Consider the following 17,958-nt stretch of genomic DNA (forward strand, 5'->3'; position numbering starts at 1 on the left):
AGAAGGAGGGGGACACCATGGCCAACAAAGTGACGATTCAGGACATTGCCAACGAGCTGCAGCTGTCGCGCAATACGGTATCCAAAGCCATCAACAATACCGGCGCGCTGGCGGACGCCACAAGGGAAAAGATCCTGCGCAAGGCCGCCGAAATGGGGTACAAGCAGTTCGCCTATCTGCCCCTGTTTCAGGAAGACAACCGCGAGCCGGCCAAGCCCGACGGCAAGCGGGAAATCGCGATGCTGACCACCTGCTTTTTGAGCAATTCCCATTTTTCATCCATGATGCAGGACCGGTTCCAGTCGGAAATTCAGCATCTGCACTACTGCATGACCATCCACCGGATTTCGCCGGCCGATCTGAAGGCCTGCAGCCTGCCGGCCTCGGTTGACCTGGAGCGGACGGCCGGAATCATCTGCTTTGAGGTCTTTGACTACGACTATGCACAGATGCTGTGCGGGCAGGGGATTCCGCTGCTGTTTGTGGATACGCCGGTGATGGACCTGCACCCCCCGCTCAAGGCCGACCGGCTGTACATGGACAACCGGGTGGAGGTGCAGAACGTGGTCCGGCTGATGGCCCAGCGGGGCAAAAAGCGGATCGTCTACGCGGGCCCCATCTGGCACTGCCAGTCCTTCTATGAGCGGTACATGGCCTACAAGAGCGCCATGGAGTGGCTGGGCCTGGCGGACAGTCTGCGCTGGTGCATGGTGGACAGCGCAGAAGGGGAATACGCCGAGTACATCCGGGCCAGGCTGGAAACCTTTGACCAGCTGCCCGAGGCCATCGTCTGCGCCAACGACTTTGTGGCCATGGACGTGCTGCGGGCCCTCAAAACCCTGGGCTATTCCGCCCCGGAAAACGTCTGGATCTGCGGCTTTGACGACAGCCAGGAGGCCTCCTTCATGACCCCCAAGCTGACCTCCATCCACATCCATGGGCAGATCATGGGCTTTACCGCCGCCGACCTGCTGATGACCCGGATCAAGGAGCCCTCCCTGAACTACCGGACGGTGTACACCGAGACCAATCTGGTGCTGCGGGAGTCCACCGGAGACTGTGAGGCGAGCGTATGAGAGACCTGCTGAACCCCGACCGCCCGCTGCTGTCCTTCATCACCAAGATGACCTACAGCGCCTATCTGAACATTCTCTGGCTGCTGTGCAGCCTGCCCGTTGTCACCATCGGGGCATCCACCACCGCCCTGTTCTATGTCACCCTCAAGATGGCAGAGGACCGGGACGAGGGTCTGACGGGGATGTTCTTCCGGGCGTTCCGCCAGAACTTTGTCCCCGCCACCAAGGTGTGGCTGATTCTGCTGGCGGCGGGCGGATTTTTTGCGGTGGACGGCTACGTCCTCAGCCGGATCTGGAGCGACAGCATCCTCTGGACCCTCATCGCCGCGCTGCTGATTGTGGCGGCCATCGTCTACGCCATCGTCCTGCTGTATGCATTCCCGCTGCTGGCGCGGTTTGAAAACACCACCTTCGGCATTCTGAAAACTTCCCTGCTGGTGGGGCTGCGGTATCTGGTCTGCACCCTGCTGATGGCGGCCATCTACGCCGCCATGTTCTGGGTGGTGGTCTGGGTGTTTACCCCGGCGTTTTTGCTGGGGTTCGGGTGCTGCGCCATGCTGTGCTCATTTTTCCTGGTGAAGGTGATCCACGCCTGCGGCGGGGCGCCGGAACCGGTGGAAGAGGAAGAAAATGCAGAACACTAAATGGAAAGAGGACTGGCAGACCATCCAATCCCTCCACGGCCGTAAGCGGCTGGACCACATCTGGACCTATTACAAAATCCCCATCATCCTGGTGCTGATTGTGGTGTATATGGCGGCCTACATCGGCTACCGGCAGGCCACCCGGAAAGAGAACGTGCTGTATCTGGCCCTGGTGAACGTGTCGGCAGGGCAGGACCTGACCGAGGATTTAACCACCGGCTTCCTGGAACAGCAGGGTTTGAGCAGCGAAAAACAGCAGGTCTACTTCTACAATGGCCTGCTGCTGAGCGAGGACGCCGATCCCCAGTATGCCTACGCCTCCCGCATGAAAATCATGGGGGCCCTGGCGGCGGATCAGCTGGATGTGGTCCTGATGGACCAGGAGGCCCGGGACGCCTTTGTGCAGGAGGAGTATCTGGCCGACCTGCGGACCCTGGACCCGTCTCTGACCCGGGAAGAAGGGCTGGATGAATCGGGCCTGTGGATGGATGTTTCTTCGTCGCCTTTGCTGGAGGCGGCAGGCTTTTCGGACCGGGTGTATCTGGGGGTGATTCGGGAATCCCCCAACCCCGACCGGGCCGCCGCCTTTATCCACTATCTGATGTCATAAAACCGAGAAGGAGATGCTGCAAATGGACATTGTAACGATTGGTGAGGTCTTGATCGACCTGACCCAGACCGGACGGAACGAACAGGGAATCCCCCAGTTTGCGGCCAACCCCGGCGGCGCGCCCGCCAATCTGGCGGTGGCGGCGGCCCGGCTGGGCGCAAAAACCGCATTCATCGGCAAGGTGGGGGCGGATGCCTTTGGCCGCTACCTGACCGAGGTGCTGGAGGAGAACAAGGTGGACGTGTCGGGTGTGGCGGTGGACCGCGCTCACCCCACCACCATGGCGGTGGTCTCAGTGGATGCGTCGGGCGAGCGGGATTTCAGCTTTTACCGCAGCGCCAACGCCGACGTCATGCTGACGGCGGAGGACATCCCCGACCAGGCCCTGCAGGGCGCCACCATGGTGCACTTCGGCTCGGTGAGCCTGACGGCAGACCCCTCCCGGTCTGCCACCCTGGACGCGGTGCGCCGCGCCAAAGCCATGGGCGCCGTCATTACATACGATCCCAACTACCGCGCCAACCTCTGGCCCGACCCGGAGACCGCTGTGGCCCAGATGAAGACGCCTCTGGAGATGGTGGACATCCTCAAGGTGTCGGATGAGGAGCTGCCCCTCCTGACCGGGACCACTGACTGCGCCAAGGGCACCGCCCAGCTGGCCCGGCAGGGCATCCGGCTGATCTTTGTCACCCTGGGTCCCGACGGCGTCTTTTACCGGATGGGAGACACCACCGGCCATGTGGCCGGCGTCCCCTGCAAGGTGGGGGACACCAACGGCGCCGGAGATACCTTCTTTGGCGCGGCGCTGTCCAAGCTGTGCAAAGAGGATCTGAACGCCCTCTCTGTAGAGAAGCTGGAACAGATTCTGGCTTTCGCCAACCGGGCCGCCAGCATCACCACCAGCCGCCGCGGAGCCATCCCCGCCATGCCCACCCTGGCCGAGGTGGAGGGATAACGGCCGACCCAACCCAAAAAGAAAACAGGACAACAAAAACCGGACTTCACGAGGCTGTGAAGTCCGGTTTTTTGCGCGGCCGGCGGGGGCCGGCCCGCGGGACGGGAGAAGAAAGGAACGTTGCGCCTTATTCCTTGACAGCTCCGGCAGCGACGCCGGCCAGAATATAGCGCTGGAAGAAGATGTAAATCAGGATGGTGGGCAGCATGATGATGACGATGCCCGCCGCCAGGGACTGCCAGGAGCCCTGCTGGGCGTTGGCGTAGTCCATCAGGAAGGTGGTGAGGGTCCGCAATTTGTTCTTGGGCATGTACAGGTAGGGGATGTACATGTCGTTGATAATGACGATGGCCTTGATGATGACCACGGTGGCGGTGGCCGGGGCCAGCAGGGGGAAGATGATCCGGGCGAACAGCTGGAAGTAGCTGCAGCCGTCCAGCAGGGCGCTTTCGTCCAGAGCCGGGGGAATGGTGGAGATGAACTGGCGGTAGATGTACAGCTGCATCAGGTCGGAGGCAATGTAGATCAGGATGGGGGCGCCCAGGGTGTTGTACAGGCCCAGACCGTTGATGATCTTGAAGCGGGCAATCTCGGTGACGAAGGTGGGCACCAGCATGCCGGCAAAGAACAGGCCCACAATCACCTTTTTGCCACGGAAGGTAAAGCGCTCGATGATAAAGGCGGTGATGGTGCCCAGCAGCACGTTGAAAATCAGGCTGACCGCCAGGATGATAAGGGTGTTTTTGAAGCCGATCCAAAGATACTTGTTGCTCAGAACGGTCTGGAAGTTCTCCAGGGTGATCCGGTCAAAGGGGGGCAGCATCAGGGGAGAGGTGTTGACCATGTCGCCCTTGGTTTTCAGGGCGGCAAAGACGGTCAGCAAAATGGGGGTGATGACGATGAGGGTCATGCTCAGGCAGACCAGCTGCTTGAGGAACTGCGCCAGAATGGCGCGGGGAGAACGCTGGTTCAGCATCTTCACTTGTCCTCCTTTAAGATCACGCCGTGGATGATTTTATTCTGGATGACGTAAATCACGATGATCAGCACCATGATGGCCACCGCCATGGTGGAGGCCAGACCGAAGTTGGAGAAGGTGAAGGCGATCTCGTTCTGAATGGCGGTGAAGTCGTCGCCGCCGCCGTCGTACATGACCATCTCGCCATCCGGCTGGGCTGCGTCGGCCTCAGCCAGGACGGGGTCCTTGTCCTTGGGGAAGTTGCTCATGGAGGAGGCGCTGGAAATGTAGGCGATGTAGCCGGGATACCAGTCCTCGCTGTAGAACCACTCGATGAAGGCGCGGGCCAGCTCGGGGTTCTTGGAGTGGGTGGTCACGCCCATGAAGCTGTCGCCCTGGACGATGTAGCGGAAGGGTTCGCTCTCGCTCTCGCGGACCGGCAGATAGAAGGCGCCCAGCTGATCGATGCTCTCTGCGCCGTTCTCGATGTTCTGCAGGCCCCAGTCGCCCAGCGCGATGATGGCGGCCTTCTTCTGGGCGAAGAGGGTGGTTGCCTGATCGTTGCCCAGGCCCAGGGGGTCCTTGCCGAAGACGCCGCTGGTGAACAGGTCATAAATCCGGTGATAGGCGATGTTGATGTCGGTGCCCTCTGCAAAGGGTGCGTCCACCTTGGCCATGTCGTTCCAGTTCTGGCCGTTGCCGTTCACCAGAGCGGGCATGAACTCCATGAAGGGGTAGTCGGGCCACTCGTCCTTGGCGCCCAGGGCAATGGCCATAAAGTCGGGGTCGGATGCGCCGAAGTGGTCCTGCAGTTTGGTGGCTGCGGCCTGGAAGTCGCCCCAGGTGGTGGGAACTTCCACGCCGGCTTCCTCAAACATATCCTTCCAGTAGTAGACGTACTCGTAGCCGGCGGTCATGGGAACGCCCAGAATTTTGCCGTCCACGGCGTAGCCGGCGGCCAGGGTGTTGTTCTTGGCGGCCTCGGTGTCGGACAGGTCCAGCAGGTAATCCTTGAACCGGGACAGGGTGAAGGGCTTGTTGAACATGACGTCGGGCAGCTGGTTGGCCGAGGCGCGCATCTTCATGGCGTTCCAGTACTCGCTGTCGTCCTTGATCTTTTCCACTTCGATTTCAGCGTCGGGGTACTTCTCCTGGAACTTGCCCACCATGTCGTTGGAGTCGATGTATTCCATCAGGTTGTTGTCCCAGATGGTGAAAACCAGTTCGCCCGAGAGCTCGCTGCCTGCTGCAGCTCCGCCCGAAGCAGCAGTGGTGCTCTGGGAACCGCCGCAGGCGGCCAGACCCATGGTGGCGGCAGCAGCGCCGGCAACCTTCAGAAACGAGCGGCGTGAAATCTTCTTCATTGTTCAGATCCTCCTCTTTCTTGTGGGGCACAAGGACGGCTGCGTGTCGGTCCGTCCTCTCCTTACGTTGTCTATAGTATAGCAGCCGCACCGGGAGGAAAATAGGAACTCGGGTTGGATTTCTTGATGTTTTTTCAGATATTTTCACCCGATTGACGGTAGATTTTGGGCGTTACGCCCGTCTTTTTCTTGAAAACATGGTTAAAGTGCTCAACATTGTGGTAGCCCACCGCCTCACAGACTTCATAAATTTTCATGTCGGTCTGGAGCAGCAGCTGGCCGGCCTGCTCGATCCGCAGCCCGTTCAGATAGCTGATGAAGGTGCAGCCGCACTCCTTGGCAAAGCGGGTGCTGAAATATTTTTCGTTGAAGCCCACATAGTCGGCCACCGTCTTTAGGGTCAGTTCGGGGTTGACGAAATTGTCCCGGATGAAGGCCCGGGCCCGCTCCATGACGTCGGGCTGGGCCTGGCTGGCGCCGGCGGTGCAGGCGGTGCGGACCCGGCGGAGAATCCCATGGAGCCAGAGCTCCCGCTCCCGGGCGGATTCCATCTGCTGCAGGACCCCCAGCAGGTCGGGCTGTTCGGGCAGGATGGCACCCAGGCTCTGGCCGTACTGGGCCAGGCGATGGCTCAGCCCCGCCAGCAGGGCGGCGCACCGGCCGGTGTGGCTTTCGCCGGTCTCTCCCCGCAGGCCCACAAACCAGGCGGCGGCCTCCCGCTGAAGTTCCTGGGGATTGTCGCCCCACAGAGCGTCCAGAAGGGGCGCGCAGGCGGGGGCCTCCCGGGCGCAGAGCCCGGCCAGGGCTCCATACCGCCACTGGGTGCAGATGGAGCCGGGGCCCCGCAGCTGGGCCAGGGCACAGAGCCCGGCGCACTGCCGGGCCGCCTGGACCGCTTCGGTGTGGGGGACCATCTCGCTGACCCCCACCGCCACCTCCAGGTTCATCATGTCTTTCCAGACGTGCTGGATCTGGCGGACGGCCAGGTCCACCGTGCTCTGAACCCGCAGGGGATCGCTGACCCGATAGTACAGCTCATAGTAGGAGGGATCGATAGCCCGGATGACCCCATGATTGCTGAGGCGGGGAATCTGGCGCACCAGCTCCAGCATGGGGCGCTGCATCCGCTCCCGCACCTCCCCGCCGTACCGCTGGGCCACCTGGGGAAAGTTCTGGACCGAAAAGGCCGCCGCCATATCCCGGATGCCGTCGTAGCCCGCCACCTGGGCCATGAACCGGATGGAGTTGAGGCTGTTGACCACGAAATGGGGGTTGATCTGGCTCTGTAGGGCCTGCATCTCGGCGGTATGCTTGCGGCGCTGGGCCTCGGCGTTGATGGCCAGCATGTTTTTCAGGCTCAGGACCATCTGGTTGAAGGAGTCCATCAGATCCCGGATTTCCTGGTGGCCGCTGGGCTGGACCTGGACGTCCAGATTGTTGTTTTCCAGCTGGCGCATCCCCTGGACCACCGTCTGGACCGGCACCACAATGGCGTTGAGGAAGTACAGGGAGAACACACAGAACAGACCCAGCAGCAGGGCCACCACCAAAAGCAGCAGTCCGCCCACCATATGGAACCCCTGGGTCAGCAGCCGTTCCTCCACAAAGGTGACCACCGTCCACCCGGTGTCGGGGATGGAGCGGGTGCGGAACAAAAATCCGGCGGTGCTGCCGTCGGGGCGCAGGGGCGCCCGCAGGCTCTTGCTGCCGGGGGTGAACTCCCCGGCGTGCTGGGAGAAGAAGTCCCGCAGGGCGTCGCTGCCGAAGTCGCCGTAAAGGACATGGCCCGTCTCGTCCAGCAGAACGGTGGAGCCCAGCTCGCTGCGGCCCCGGGCCCGGCGGATGACGTCGCCGGCCTGGGTGGCGGTGAAAAAGGCCATCAGGTCAATCTGATTGCTTTTGTCCACCGAGCGGTCCAGGGCCATGGCGGTGACCAGGACAAAGACGTTGTTCTTCTGGCCGGGATAGGTCAGCCGGACCCGGCTGGTGTCGTAGCCGCCGATGCGCACCTGATTGGGAGAGGCCTGGGCCGCCGTATACCAGGAGGCGGCGCGGACCTCGCTGGAGGTGAGCATGATCTCTTTGTTCATGTAGATGCTGCCGCCGTCCCGCATATAGAACATCCCGCCCAGAATGTCCTCCGACGGGGTCATGGCGGTGTGAAAGGCCCGCTCCAGCTGCTGGCTGGTGGTGTAATACTGCACCGTCCCGGCCGAGTCGTACACCTGGGCGGCCATGGCGGGGAACTCCCCGTCGTTGACGTACACAAAGTGGGACAGCTGCAAAGAGGCTGTCCGCACGTCGGTCTGAAGGACCGAGGCGACGCTCTCCTGGAAGGCGTCGATGGTCTCGATGGAGGCGGCCCGGATCAGGTAGCTGACAATGCTGAAAGCTCCGATGAACACCACCAGAAGAGGAATCACCACCAGAATGATGAAGCTGCGGAAATAAAGCTGTTTAAGCACCGACTGCTTTTTTGTGCGCGCCATAAAATCTCCCCCAAAGGCTCTGGAAGTTGTTTTGCAGTCTGTTATAAGGGTTTGCAAACTTTTTCACAAAGGGCCCTTTGGGGGCATTTTTTTGCGGCTTTTGCAAGCGAAAAAGGGAGCCAAAAGGACACACTGGGGGAAACGCAAAAACGGTGGTAGGATGTTGTCAGGCGGCCGGGAAACGGCAGAAAGGAGCGAAACGATGGCGAGAAAAAAGAACGGCAGCCTGTCAGACTTGCAGCGGACCACCGATTTGCTGAGCGGCCTGCTGGTGCAGGAGGCAAGGGCTTTGGACCAGCGGCGGCGTCAGGAGGGCGGGCCGGGGGACATGAAGGCCCTCAAGGAAATCACAGCGGTGCTCAAGGACCTGGCGGCCGTGGCCAGAAGCCTGAGCGAGCAGGGCGGCGAGAGCGGCGGGCCGGAGTGCGGCGTGGTGCTGCTGCCGCCGGTGGAGCCGGGAAAGGAGGAATCAACATGAACCGGCAGGCCCCCATTATCTGGCAGCCCCAGCCCCGGCAGCGGGCGTTTATGGAGCGCAGCGAGCCGGAAGCCCTTTATGGGGGCGCGGCCGGCGGGGGAAAGAGCGACGCGCTGGTGATCGAGGCGCTGCGGCAGGTGGACATCCCCCACTACCGGGCTCTGATTTTGCGCAAGACCTTCCCCCAGCTGAGCGACCTGGTGGACAAGAGCATGAACTACTACCGGCGGGCTTTTCCCGACGCCCAGTACAATGCCACCGCCCACGTCTGGATTTTCCCCAGCGGGGCCAAGATCTACTTCGGGTCCATGCAGTACACCAAGGACCGCACCAACTACCAGGGCAAGGCCTTCGACTTCATCGGCTTTGATGAGCTGACCCACTTTGAATGGGAGGAGTACAGCTACATGATGAGCCGGAACCGTCCCACCGGGCCCGGCACCCGGGTGTATATGCGGGCCACCACCAACCCCGGCGGGGTGGGCCACGGCTGGGTCAAAGAGCGGTTCATCACCCCCGCCCCCGCTGGCACCCCCATTTTGGAGGACTACCAGGTGCGGATGCCCGACGGCACCACCCGGACCTTCACCCGGGCCAGGGTGTTCATCCCTTCCAGCGTCTTTGACAACCCCGCCCTGCTGGCCAACGACCCGGGGTATCTGGCCAGTCTGGCCGCCCTGCCGGAGGCCGAAAAGCAGGCGCTGCTCTACGGCAGCTGGGACAGCTTTTCGGGTCAGGTGTTCACCGAGTGGCGCAACGACCCCGAACACTACCGGGACCAGCGATGGACCCATGTGGTGGAACCCTTCGAGATCCCCAAACACTGGCGGATCTGGCGGGGATACGACTTCGGGTATTCACGGCCCTTCTCGGTGGGGTGGTACGCGGTGGACGAGGACGGCCGGATCTACCGGATCAAGGAGCTGTACGGCTGCACCGGCCGCCCCAACGAGGGTCTGCGGCTGGACCCGGTGGAACAGGCCCGGCGCATCCGGGAGGCGGAACAGAACGACCCGGTTCTCCGGGGTCGGGTGATCCGCGGAGTGGCCGACCCGGCCATCTTCGACGAGAGCCGGGGGGAGAGCATTGCCGCCATGATGGAGCGGCCCCCCGCCTGCATCCACTGGTCGGGGGCGGACAACACCCGTCTGGCCGGCAAGATGCAGATGCACTACCGTCTGGCCTTCGACGGGGAGGGGCGGCCCATGTTCCAGGTGTTCAGCACCTGCAAGCACTTTATCCGCACCATCCCCTCCCTGGTGTACGACGAGAGCAACGTGGAGGATGTGGATTCCCGTCAGGAGGACCACATCTACGACGAGTGCCGGTATGTCCTGATGGAAAACCCCATCAGCCCGCCGGTGCGGCCTGCGCCGGCGCCTCCGCCCGACGACCCGCTGGACCTGCGGCCCCGCAAGAAAACAGCATTCTACAGAATATGAGGTGAAACCATGCACGAACAGGAAATTCAGATCCAGGCCGCACCGCCCATCGGGCCGGAACAGGCCGCCGAGGCAGAACGCATTCTGCACAAGTACAAGGCCGGCAAGGCGGCGCTGGACCGGCGTCTCATCGACAACGAGCTGTGGTTCCGGATGGCCCACTGGAAGCAGTACAAAAACCGGATGATGGAGGGCAAGCCCCAGCCCTCCAGCGGGTGGCTGTTCAACTCCATCGCCAGCAAGCACGCCGACGCCATGGACAACTACCCCGAGCCCAACGTCCTGCCCCGGGCCGCCGACGACGAAAACACCGCCCGGATGCTGTCCAGCATTCTGCCGGTGGTGCTGGAACAGGCCGACTACGAACAGGTCTATTCGGACAGCTGGTGGCGCAAGCTCAAGCAGGGCACCGGCGTCAAGGGCATCTTCTGGGACCCCACCGCCCGGGGCGGCATGGGCGAAATCGCCATCCGGTCCATGAACCTGCTGATGCTCTACTGGGAGCCGGGCATTATGGACATCCAGGACAGCCCCCACTTTTTCAGCCTGAGCCTGGAGGATTCGGACCAGCTGGCCGCCCGCTGGCCCCAGCTGCGGGGCCGCACCGGCGGCACCATCGATGCGGCCCGGTACATCCACGACGACAGCATCGACACCACCGACAAGAGCGTGGTGGTGGACTGGTACTACAAAAAGCCGGGCCCCGGCGGCAAGGAACTGGTCCACTACTGCAAGTTCTGCAACGGGATCGTTCTCTATGCCAGCGAAAACGACCCCCGTCTGGCCGAAAAAGGCTTCTACGACCACGGCAAGTACCCCTTTGTCTTTGACGTGCTGTTTCAGGAGGAGGACAGCCCGGCGGGCTTCGGGTACATCGACATCATGAAGGACTGCCAGAATTCCATCGACAAGATGAACCAGGCCATGGACGAAAACGTCCTGCTGGCGTCCAAACAGCGGTATGTCCTCAGCGATTCCGCCGGGGTCAACGAAGAAGAGCTGGCCGACTTTGGCCGGGACATCATCCATGTGACCGGCCGGCTCAACGACGACACCTTTCATCAGCTTCAGACCGCGGGGCTGCAGTCCAGCTCCATCACCTACCGCAACAGCCGGGTGGACGAGCTGAAGGAAATCAGCGGCAACCGGGACATCAGCCAGGGCGGAACCTCGGGCGGCGTGACGGCGGCTTCGGCCATTGCGGCCCTGCAGGAGGCCGGCAGCAAACTGTCCCGGGATATGCTCAAGAGCGCGTACCGGGCGTTTGCCAAGGAGTGCTATCTGGTCATCGACCTGATGCGGCAGTTCTACGACGAGGAACGGGTCTTTCGCATTACGGGGGAGAAGGGACAGAACGTCTTTGTCCCGTTCAGCGGCGCAGCGCTGCGGGCCGTGCCGGCCGCCAGCGTGGGCGGCGTGGAGCTGGGCAGCCGGGAGCCGGTGTTTGACATCACCATCTCGGCGGCCAAAAAGTCCACCTTCAGCCGCCTGACCCAGAACGAGACCGCCAAGGAATGCTACCAGCTGGGCTTCTTCAACCCGGCCAACGCCGACGCCGCTCTGGCCGCCCTGGAAATGATGGACTTTGAAGGGATCGAGAAAGTCCGCCAGCGGGTGCGGCAGAACGGCACCATGGCCCGTCAGCTGCAGATGGCCCAGCAGCAGCTGGCCCGGCTGACCCAGGCCGCCGGAATGGTCCGGTCGGCCGGACGGCAGAAGGCCGCCGGCACCCGGACGGTCAAGGCGGCCCAGAGCCCCAGCCCCACAGCCGCCGCAGCCCGGGCCATGAACACCAACACAAGGAGGTAACAACGGATGATCCAAGCAATTTACAGCGAGCTGGACGGCCCCGCCGGGGTGACCCGGCGGCTGGAGGTCAAGGGGCACGCCGGCTACGCCCCCGCAGGCCAGGACATTGTCTGCGCCGGGGCCAGCATTCTGACGCAGGCCCTGGTCTGGATGACGGCGGAGGCCGAGCAGGCCGCCTGTACCGCGTCCGACGGCCCCGAGGGTCCCCGGGTGGTGATTACCGCCCAGCCCGGCCCCGACGCCCGGGAAAATCAGCGGATGGCCGGCGGGTTTGACTTGGCCAAGGCGGGCTTTGCCCTGCTGGCCGAGCGGTACCCCGACAACCTGCGGTTTGCCGACACCAGCAGCCGGGGAGAGGAGGGGATGATCGACCTGCAGCTCTTTGCCAAGAAGGACAAAAAGGGCCCCGCCCTCAGCCGGGAGCAGCAGCGCCAGGCCATGGCGGAGGGGACCATGGGCCGCCGCAAAAAGGCGGAGGAAACCCAGGAACCCCCGGCCCAGCCCAAGGACGCAGCCCCTCTGCGGCCCCAGGAACAGCCCCGCCGGGAGCCTATGATGGGCATTGGCGAGGTGGGCCGGTTCATCCGGGCGCTTCACCGCCAGTGGGCCCGGGAGGAGGCCGAGCTGCGCCGGGGCGACCCCAAGTTCTCGTTCCGTGAGGCGCTGAAAAGCCCCGCCATGCGCCGGATGATGCGGATGCCCGGGATGCGGATGCAGGAGGCCTACCATGCGGCCTTTTATGACCAGCTGATGGCCGGCACCGCCCGCACCGTGGAACAGGGGGTGGTGAACCGGGTCCAGGAGCGGGGCGCACGCCCCGCCGAAAACGGCATCCACAGCAAGGCCGCCGTCACCACCGCCCCCGACGTGAGCCGGATGAGCCGGGCCCAGCGGGAGGCCATCGAGCGGGAAGCTCTCCACGGGGCCAAGATCCGGCTGTAAGTTTCAGGATACGCGCCGGCTTCGGCCGGCATGGCACGATAAAGAAAGGACGACTTTATGAATCAGAACGAAATCCCCTTTGACCTGCAGTTCTTTGCCGACGCATCCAGCCAGCTGCAGAACACCACCTCCGCCTCGGGCATGACCGCCGAGATGAAGACCTTCTATGAGAAGCGTCTGATCGACCAGGCCGAGCCCCGGCTGGTCCACGACCAGTTCGCCGACTACTACCCCATGCCGGTGGGCGGCGGCAAGACCATCGAGTTCCGCAAGTATGACAGCCTGCCCAAGGCTACCACCCCTCTGACCGAGGGCGTCACCCCCGACGGCCAGAGCCTGACCGTCTCCACCATCAAGAGCGATCTGCACCAGTACGGCGGCTGGACCCCTCTGACCGACGTGCTGCAGATGACCGCCATCGACAACAACGTGGTGCAGGCCACCCGCATTCTGGCCAGCCAGGCGGGCCGCACCCTGGACACCCTGACCCGTGACGTTCTGGCCGGCGGCACCAACGTCATCTATGCACCCAAGGTGGCCGAGGACGGCACCGAGACCCCCGTCAGCAGCCGTTCCGCTCTGACCCTGGACTGCAAGCTGACCCCCAAGCTGTTCTTCCAGGCAGCCGCCCAGCTGGGCGCCATGAACGCCGACACCCTGGGCGACAGCTATGTGGCCATCATCCATCCCTACGCCGCCTACGACCTCAAGACCAGCAAAGAGTGGATCGAGGTCCACAAGTACGCTGACCCCGAGGCCATGTACCGCGGCGAGATCGGTAAGCTGGGCAACATCCGCTTCATTGAGACCAGCGAGGCCAAGATCTGGAAGGACGAGACCTGCCCCGCCAACGGCGGCGACCATTACGCCGTGTTCGGCACCCTGGTGCTGGGCGCCCACGCCTACGGCGTCACCGAGCTGGAGGGCGGCGGCCTGGAGCACATCGTCAAGCAGCTGGGCTATGGTGACGATCCCCTGAACCAGCGCGCTTCGGTGGGCTGGAAGGGCATGCGCGCCGCCGAGCGTCTGGTGGAACAGTACATGGTCCGCATCGAGAGCCTGTCCAGCTATTCGGCTTCGGCAGCCGCCAACTGAGCCAGAACGGCAGAAAGGAGAAATGACCTATGGCAGAGGATAAGGTCCGCATCCGCCTGTTTAAGGACAACGGCCGCTACAAGGGCGACCTGTTCGTCAGCGTCAACGGCGTCAACTACAAGATTCGCCGGGGCGTGGAAGTGGAGGTGCCCCGGGCGGTGGCCGAGGTGCTGGAACACAGCCAGCGCCAGGACGATCTGACCGCCGCCCGCATTGCGGCGGCCGAGGACGCGGCAGGAAAGTAAACTGAATCAGCCCGGCACAGCCACAGACCGGTGTGCCGGGCTCTTTTTCAAAGAAAGGAGGCTTGCAGATGACGGCAGGCGAGGCCATCAACCAGGCCAGGGCGCTGCGCCCGGGCTGTGAGATCGGCGAAGAAACCATGAAGGAATGGCTGCGCAGGGAGGACGGGGAAATCCGCACCCGGCTTTTGGAACCCGCCGGCGCAGACGGATTCGACGGGGTGGGGGCAGACCTGCTCTGGACCGACGGGCTGGCGGACAGCGCGGAACTGCTGGTTCCGTTCCCCTTTGACGGGATGTACCCCCACTATCTGTCCGCCATGGTGGACGCAGCCCTGGGGGAAAACGACCGCTACAGCGGCGAGATGTCCCGCTGCAATGCGGTGCTGGGCGAGTTTGCGGTCTGGCTGCGGCGCAGTTTCCGGCCTGCGCCCCGCTCGGTGCGGTGGTAAAGGGGGGAGCGGTATGTATCTGCCTGAACTGCCCTCCCTCAAAAACAGCCGCCAGCAGATGCGGGTGTTCGGGGGCCTGAACGAGACCTTCGGCTGCACCGAGGCAGAGTATGCGGCGGGGAAGAATTTTTCCAGCCGGGATTTCCCGGCCCTGTCCACACGGACCCCCCGCCGCCGGCTGCGGGAGCTGGACAGCGTGGACGGGATGTACCATCTGAACGGCTTTCTCCTCATCCGCAAGGGTGGGCTGACCTACACCCCCGACAGCGGGGACGAGCCGGTGAACCTCAGCGGCGTGCTGGAGGAGGGGAAAAAGATTCTGGTGGGCATCGGCACCCAGGTGCTGATTTTCCCCGACAAGAAAACCTTTGACACCGCCGACGGCACCCTCAAGCCCCTGGGGGCTTCCTGGGGCGGCGGGGGCGCCTCCATCGAGATGACCCCCTGCGACGCCGAGGGCAACACCTACACCGTCCAGAGCTGGGGGCTGGCCGAGCCCGAAAGCCCCGAGGACGGGGAGGTGTTCCTGAAAGTGGTGAGCCAGTCCAGCCCCTGGAACGCCGACGGGGTGCTGGAAGTCTACAGCAGCTCGCTGGAGCGGTGGACTTCGGTGACCCTGGACTACTGCCGGATCAACGCCGAGGGGATCGGAAAAAACTTTGCGGTGTGGGACACCGTCACGGTGGAGGGCACCGCCGCCTCGGCCGCCGGGGTGTGCGATGACCTGGACGGGGAGAAAATCCTCTACGACGTCAGCGATGACTGGCTGATGGTCCAGGTGACGCCGGGAGGCGAACACTTCTACGGGCGGGTGCTGCAGACCGGCAAAGAGGCCACATGGACCAGCCTGGACGGCAAAAACACCCTGTCCTATACGGTGGAAAGCCCCATCCAGTGCACCCGCCGGGTGCCCGACATGGACTATCTGACCGAGTGCGACAACCGGGTCTGGGGCTGTTCCAGCGGGGAAAATGTGATCTACTCCTGCAAGCTGGGAGACCCCACCAACTGGTTCTCCTACCGGAACACCGCCGCCGACAGCTATGCGGTGACGGTGGGCAGCGACGGACGGTTTACCGGCGCGGCCACCTGCATGGGGTATGTGCTGTTTTTCAAGGAGAACACCCTCCACAAGCTCTGCGGCACCAAGCCCTCCGACTTTCAGCTCAGTTCCCTGCGGTGCCGCGGCGTGGCCAAGAACGCCGCCGGGAGCCTCTGCGTCATCAACGAGACCCTGTACTATCTCTCCCCCGAGGGGGTGATGGCCTGGGACGGCAGTCTGCCGGTGAAGGTATCCGGCGTGCTGGACCCGGAGGGTCTGGCCGCCGTCCGGCAGGCCGCCGGCGGATGGCTGGACGGGCGGTATTACCTCTGGCTGGGCACCGACCAGGGAGGCCGGCTGCTGGTGTACGACACCGAGCGGGGCCTGTGGCATCAGGAGGACCCCGGGGCGTCCGGCACCCTGGACATGATGTCCAGCGGGCGGCAGCTCTATCTCTGGGACGGCGCGACCCTCTGGGCGGCGGGCCCGGCCCGGGACGAGGATGCCGTCATGACCGCCGAAGGGGAGGGTCAGGCGGAAACCGGCATCCCCTTCCAGATGGTGACGGGGGACATCGGCCTGGACGACGGCGAGGACAAGTACCTCTCCCGGCTGACCCTGCGGCTGGACGCCCAGCCGGGGACCTGGCTGGAAGTGTGGGCCAGCTGCGACGGCGGACCCTGGGAAAAGCTGGCCGCCGCCCGCACCCGGGATGAAAAGGAAAAGCTGTGCATCCCCCTGGTTCCCCGCCGCCACGACACCCTCCGCCTTCAGCTGACCGGCACCGGACAGCTGACCCTTCGCAGCGTCAGCCGCACCATGGCCGCCGCCCGGGGCGGACTGTAAACGAAAGGAGCTTTTAGCCTATGGCAAGCATTGCAGGGCTGAGCAAGCTGGGCCTGCCCCGGCTGAGCGACAGCATGAACCCGGAGGATGCGCGGGTGATCCGCAACTACCTCTATCAGATGCAGGAACAGTTACAGTATGTTTTGACCAATATCGACACCGACAACCTCTCGGAGGGGCTGCGAAGCCAGCTCCAGGGGAACGGGCAGTGAGAAAGGGGGAGCCAGATGGCAACCAATCGCAAAAATGACCCCTACAGCACCCAGGGCCTCAACAGCAAAAGCGACGTGCAGCAGGCGCTGGCCTCGGCCCAGTACAAGCCAGGGGAGGCGGTGAACAACGCGGCCAGCGCCCTGGAACAGTGGCAGGCCAGCCGGCCCGGCGCCTACCAGAGCCAGTACCAGGACCAGATCAACAGTCTGCTGGACAAGGCCATGTCCCAGGAGAGTTTCTCCTATAACTACGCCTCCGACCCGCTGTACCGGCAGTACGCCCAGACCTACCGCCAGAACGCCCACAACGCCAGCACCGACGCGGCCGCCCAGGCCGCCTCCCTGACCGGCGGCTATGGTTCCAGCTACGCCACCAGCGCGGCCCAGCAGGCCTATCAGCAGCAGATGAACGGGCTGAACAGCGTGATCCCCACCCTGTACAATCTGGCCCTGGACAGCTACACCAGCGAAGGGGATATGCTGATGAATCAGATCAGCGCCCTGAACACCCAGGAGCAGAACGCCCAGGATCTGTACTACCGTCAGCTGGACGACTATTACACCCAGCTGGAACAGAAGCAGGACGCCTACGAGAGCGCCTATGCCCAGGACTACGCCCAGTACACCAACTACCTGGCCAACCTGAACGACCTGTACGGCTACTACACCCAGGAGGAAGAGGCGGAGGCCAGCCGCCGCCAGCAGACCTTCAACAACGTCATGAGCGTGCTGGGTCTGCTGGGCAACGTGGCCCAGCTGGCCATCAGCGGCACCACCGGCCTGGGTTCCCTGTTCAGCAATCTGGCCCAGGCGGGCTACAGCATGTACGCCGACAGCCGGGACTACGAGGCCGACCGGGCCGACGCGGCATGGAACCAGCAGATGCAGGAACAGCTCCGTCAGGACAGTCTGGCCCAGCAGTCCTACGAGGACCAGACCGCCGCCCAGAAGTATCAGGATGCCCTGGCCCAGCAGCAGTTTGACAACGACGTCACCAGCCAGAAGCTGGCCATCGCCCAGGGTGAATGGGAGCTCAAGCGCACCCAGGCCCAGCAGGAGGCGGCCGCCGCCAGCATGCGGGCGGCCTCCAAGGCCTCGGGTTCGGGCAGCTCGGGCAGTTCCGGCTCGGGCAGCAAGAGCGGTTCGGGCTCCAGCGGCGGGTCCTCCGCTTCGGGCACCGCGGGCGGCATGGATTACCTGACCTTTGCCCGGCAGATGCGGTCCCAGGGGTACAGCATCGACGAAATCAAGGATATGTTTGACGCCATGCGGGAAGAGCGATAATTCCCGGCGGGCCTTTCG

The 17,958-nt window shown here is 63.5% G+C and carries 17 protein-coding genes; 14 read left to right on the forward strand and 3 right to left on the reverse strand.

The window, feature by feature from the left end; all coding sequences use genetic code 11:
* Window positions 1–17 precede the first annotated feature (17 nt).
* The 4 genes from B5F27_RS01350 to B5F27_RS01365 are packed head-to-tail and all read left to right on the forward strand — an operon-like array spanning window position 18 to window position 3,285.
* The gene (locus tag B5F27_RS01350) at window positions 18–1,076 is read left to right on the forward strand and encodes a LacI family DNA-binding transcriptional regulator (RefSeq protein WP_087246520.1); all 1,059 of its coding nucleotides are present in this window, start codon (window positions 18–20) and stop codon (window positions 1,074–1,076) included.
* A complete protein-coding gene (locus B5F27_RS01355; protein ID WP_087246521.1) occupies window positions 1,073–1,720 on the forward strand; it encodes a DUF624 domain-containing protein in 648 nt (215 codons plus the stop codon). The genes B5F27_RS01350 and B5F27_RS01355 overlap by 4 nt, the downstream gene beginning before the upstream one ends.
* The gene (locus B5F27_RS01360; RefSeq protein WP_087364124.1) at window positions 1,707–2,330 is read left to right on the forward strand and encodes a hypothetical protein; all 624 of its coding nucleotides are present in this window, start codon (window positions 1,707–1,709) and stop codon (window positions 2,328–2,330) included. The genes B5F27_RS01355 and B5F27_RS01360 overlap by 14 nt, the downstream gene beginning before the upstream one ends.
* Window positions 2,331–2,352: 22 nt before the next feature.
* On the forward strand, window positions 2,353–3,285 hold the full coding sequence (locus B5F27_RS01365; RefSeq protein ID WP_087364126.1) for a carbohydrate kinase: 933 nt from the start codon (window positions 2,353–2,355) through the stop codon (window positions 3,283–3,285).
* Window positions 3,286–3,412: 127 nt separating this feature from the next.
* Here B5F27_RS01365 and B5F27_RS01370 read toward each other — a convergent pair whose 3' ends face one another.
* The 3 genes from B5F27_RS01370 to B5F27_RS01380 all read right to left on the reverse strand — a co-directional run bounded on the left by B5F27_RS01370 (window position 3,413) and on the right by B5F27_RS01380 (window position 8,096).
* Window positions 3,413–4,261 (reverse strand): carbohydrate ABC transporter permease, encoded by an 849-nt coding sequence (locus B5F27_RS01370; protein WP_087246524.1) that lies wholly within the window; start codon window positions 4,259–4,261, stop codon window positions 3,413–3,415.
* 2 nt (window positions 4,262–4,263) lie between these two features.
* Window positions 4,264–5,607 (reverse strand): extracellular solute-binding protein, encoded by a 1,344-nt coding sequence (locus tag B5F27_RS01375; RefSeq protein ID WP_087364128.1) that lies wholly within the window; start codon window positions 5,605–5,607, stop codon window positions 4,264–4,266.
* Window positions 5,608–5,741: 134 nt separating this feature from the next.
* The gene (locus tag B5F27_RS01380; protein WP_087364130.1) at window positions 5,742–8,096 is read right to left on the reverse strand and encodes an AraC family transcriptional regulator; all 2,355 of its coding nucleotides are present in this window, start codon (window positions 8,094–8,096) and stop codon (window positions 5,742–5,744) included.
* A gap of 202 nt (window positions 8,097–8,298) precedes the next feature.
* On the opposite strand from B5F27_RS01380, the gene B5F27_RS01385 reads away from it, so the two are divergent.
* The 10 genes from B5F27_RS01385 (at window position 8,299) to B5F27_RS01430 (ending at window position 17,940) form a co-directional block, all read left to right on the forward strand.
* The gene (locus B5F27_RS01385; RefSeq protein WP_087248059.1) at window positions 8,299–8,574 is read left to right on the forward strand and encodes a hypothetical protein; all 276 of its coding nucleotides are present in this window, start codon (window positions 8,299–8,301) and stop codon (window positions 8,572–8,574) included.
* Window positions 8,571–10,016, forward strand: a complete 1,446-nt coding sequence (locus tag B5F27_RS01390) for a phage terminase large subunit (RefSeq protein WP_164488766.1) — start codon at window positions 8,571–8,573, stop codon at window positions 10,014–10,016. The genes B5F27_RS01385 and B5F27_RS01390 overlap by 4 nt, the downstream gene beginning before the upstream one ends.
* A gap of 9 nt (window positions 10,017–10,025) precedes the next feature.
* Window positions 10,026–11,825, forward strand: coding sequence for a hypothetical protein (locus B5F27_RS01395; protein WP_087364132.1), 1,800 nt, complete (start codon window positions 10,026–10,028; stop codon window positions 11,823–11,825).
* 6 nt (window positions 11,826–11,831) lie between these two features.
* Entirely contained in the window at window positions 11,832–12,767 is a 936-nt protein-coding gene (locus B5F27_RS01400; RefSeq protein WP_087364134.1) for a ribosomal-processing cysteine protease Prp, read from the forward strand.
* Between the two features lie 57 nt (window positions 12,768–12,824).
* A complete protein-coding gene (locus tag B5F27_RS01405; RefSeq protein WP_087364136.1) occupies window positions 12,825–13,862 on the forward strand; it encodes a N4-gp56 family major capsid protein in 1,038 nt (345 codons plus the stop codon).
* 29 nt (window positions 13,863–13,891) lie between these two features.
* The gene (locus tag B5F27_RS01410; RefSeq protein ID WP_087364138.1) at window positions 13,892–14,107 is read left to right on the forward strand and encodes a hypothetical protein; all 216 of its coding nucleotides are present in this window, start codon (window positions 13,892–13,894) and stop codon (window positions 14,105–14,107) included.
* A gap of 68 nt (window positions 14,108–14,175) precedes the next feature.
* Window positions 14,176–14,556, forward strand: a complete 381-nt coding sequence (locus B5F27_RS01415; RefSeq protein WP_087364140.1) for a hypothetical protein — start codon at window positions 14,176–14,178, stop codon at window positions 14,554–14,556.
* A 13-nt stretch (window positions 14,557–14,569) separates the two neighbouring features.
* On the forward strand, window positions 14,570–16,444 hold the full coding sequence (locus B5F27_RS01420; protein WP_087364142.1) for a hypothetical protein: 1,875 nt from the start codon (window positions 14,570–14,572) through the stop codon (window positions 16,442–16,444).
* A 20-nt stretch (window positions 16,445–16,464) separates the two neighbouring features.
* Complete coding sequence (locus B5F27_RS01425) at window positions 16,465–16,656, forward strand: hypothetical protein (RefSeq protein WP_087248046.1); 192 nt, start codon at window positions 16,465–16,467, stop codon at window positions 16,654–16,656.
* 15 nt (window positions 16,657–16,671) lie between these two features.
* Window positions 16,672–17,940: a cell envelope biogenesis protein TolA gene (locus B5F27_RS01430; protein WP_087364144.1), complete on the forward strand. Its 1,269-nt coding sequence runs from the start codon at window positions 16,672–16,674 to the stop codon at window positions 17,938–17,940.
* Window positions 17,941–17,958 lie beyond the last annotated feature (18 nt).

It is taken from the genome of Faecalibacterium sp. An192, assembly GCF_002160175.1.
In the GTDB taxonomy this organism is placed as follows: domain Bacteria; phylum Bacillota; class Clostridia; order Oscillospirales; family Ruminococcaceae; genus Faecalibacterium.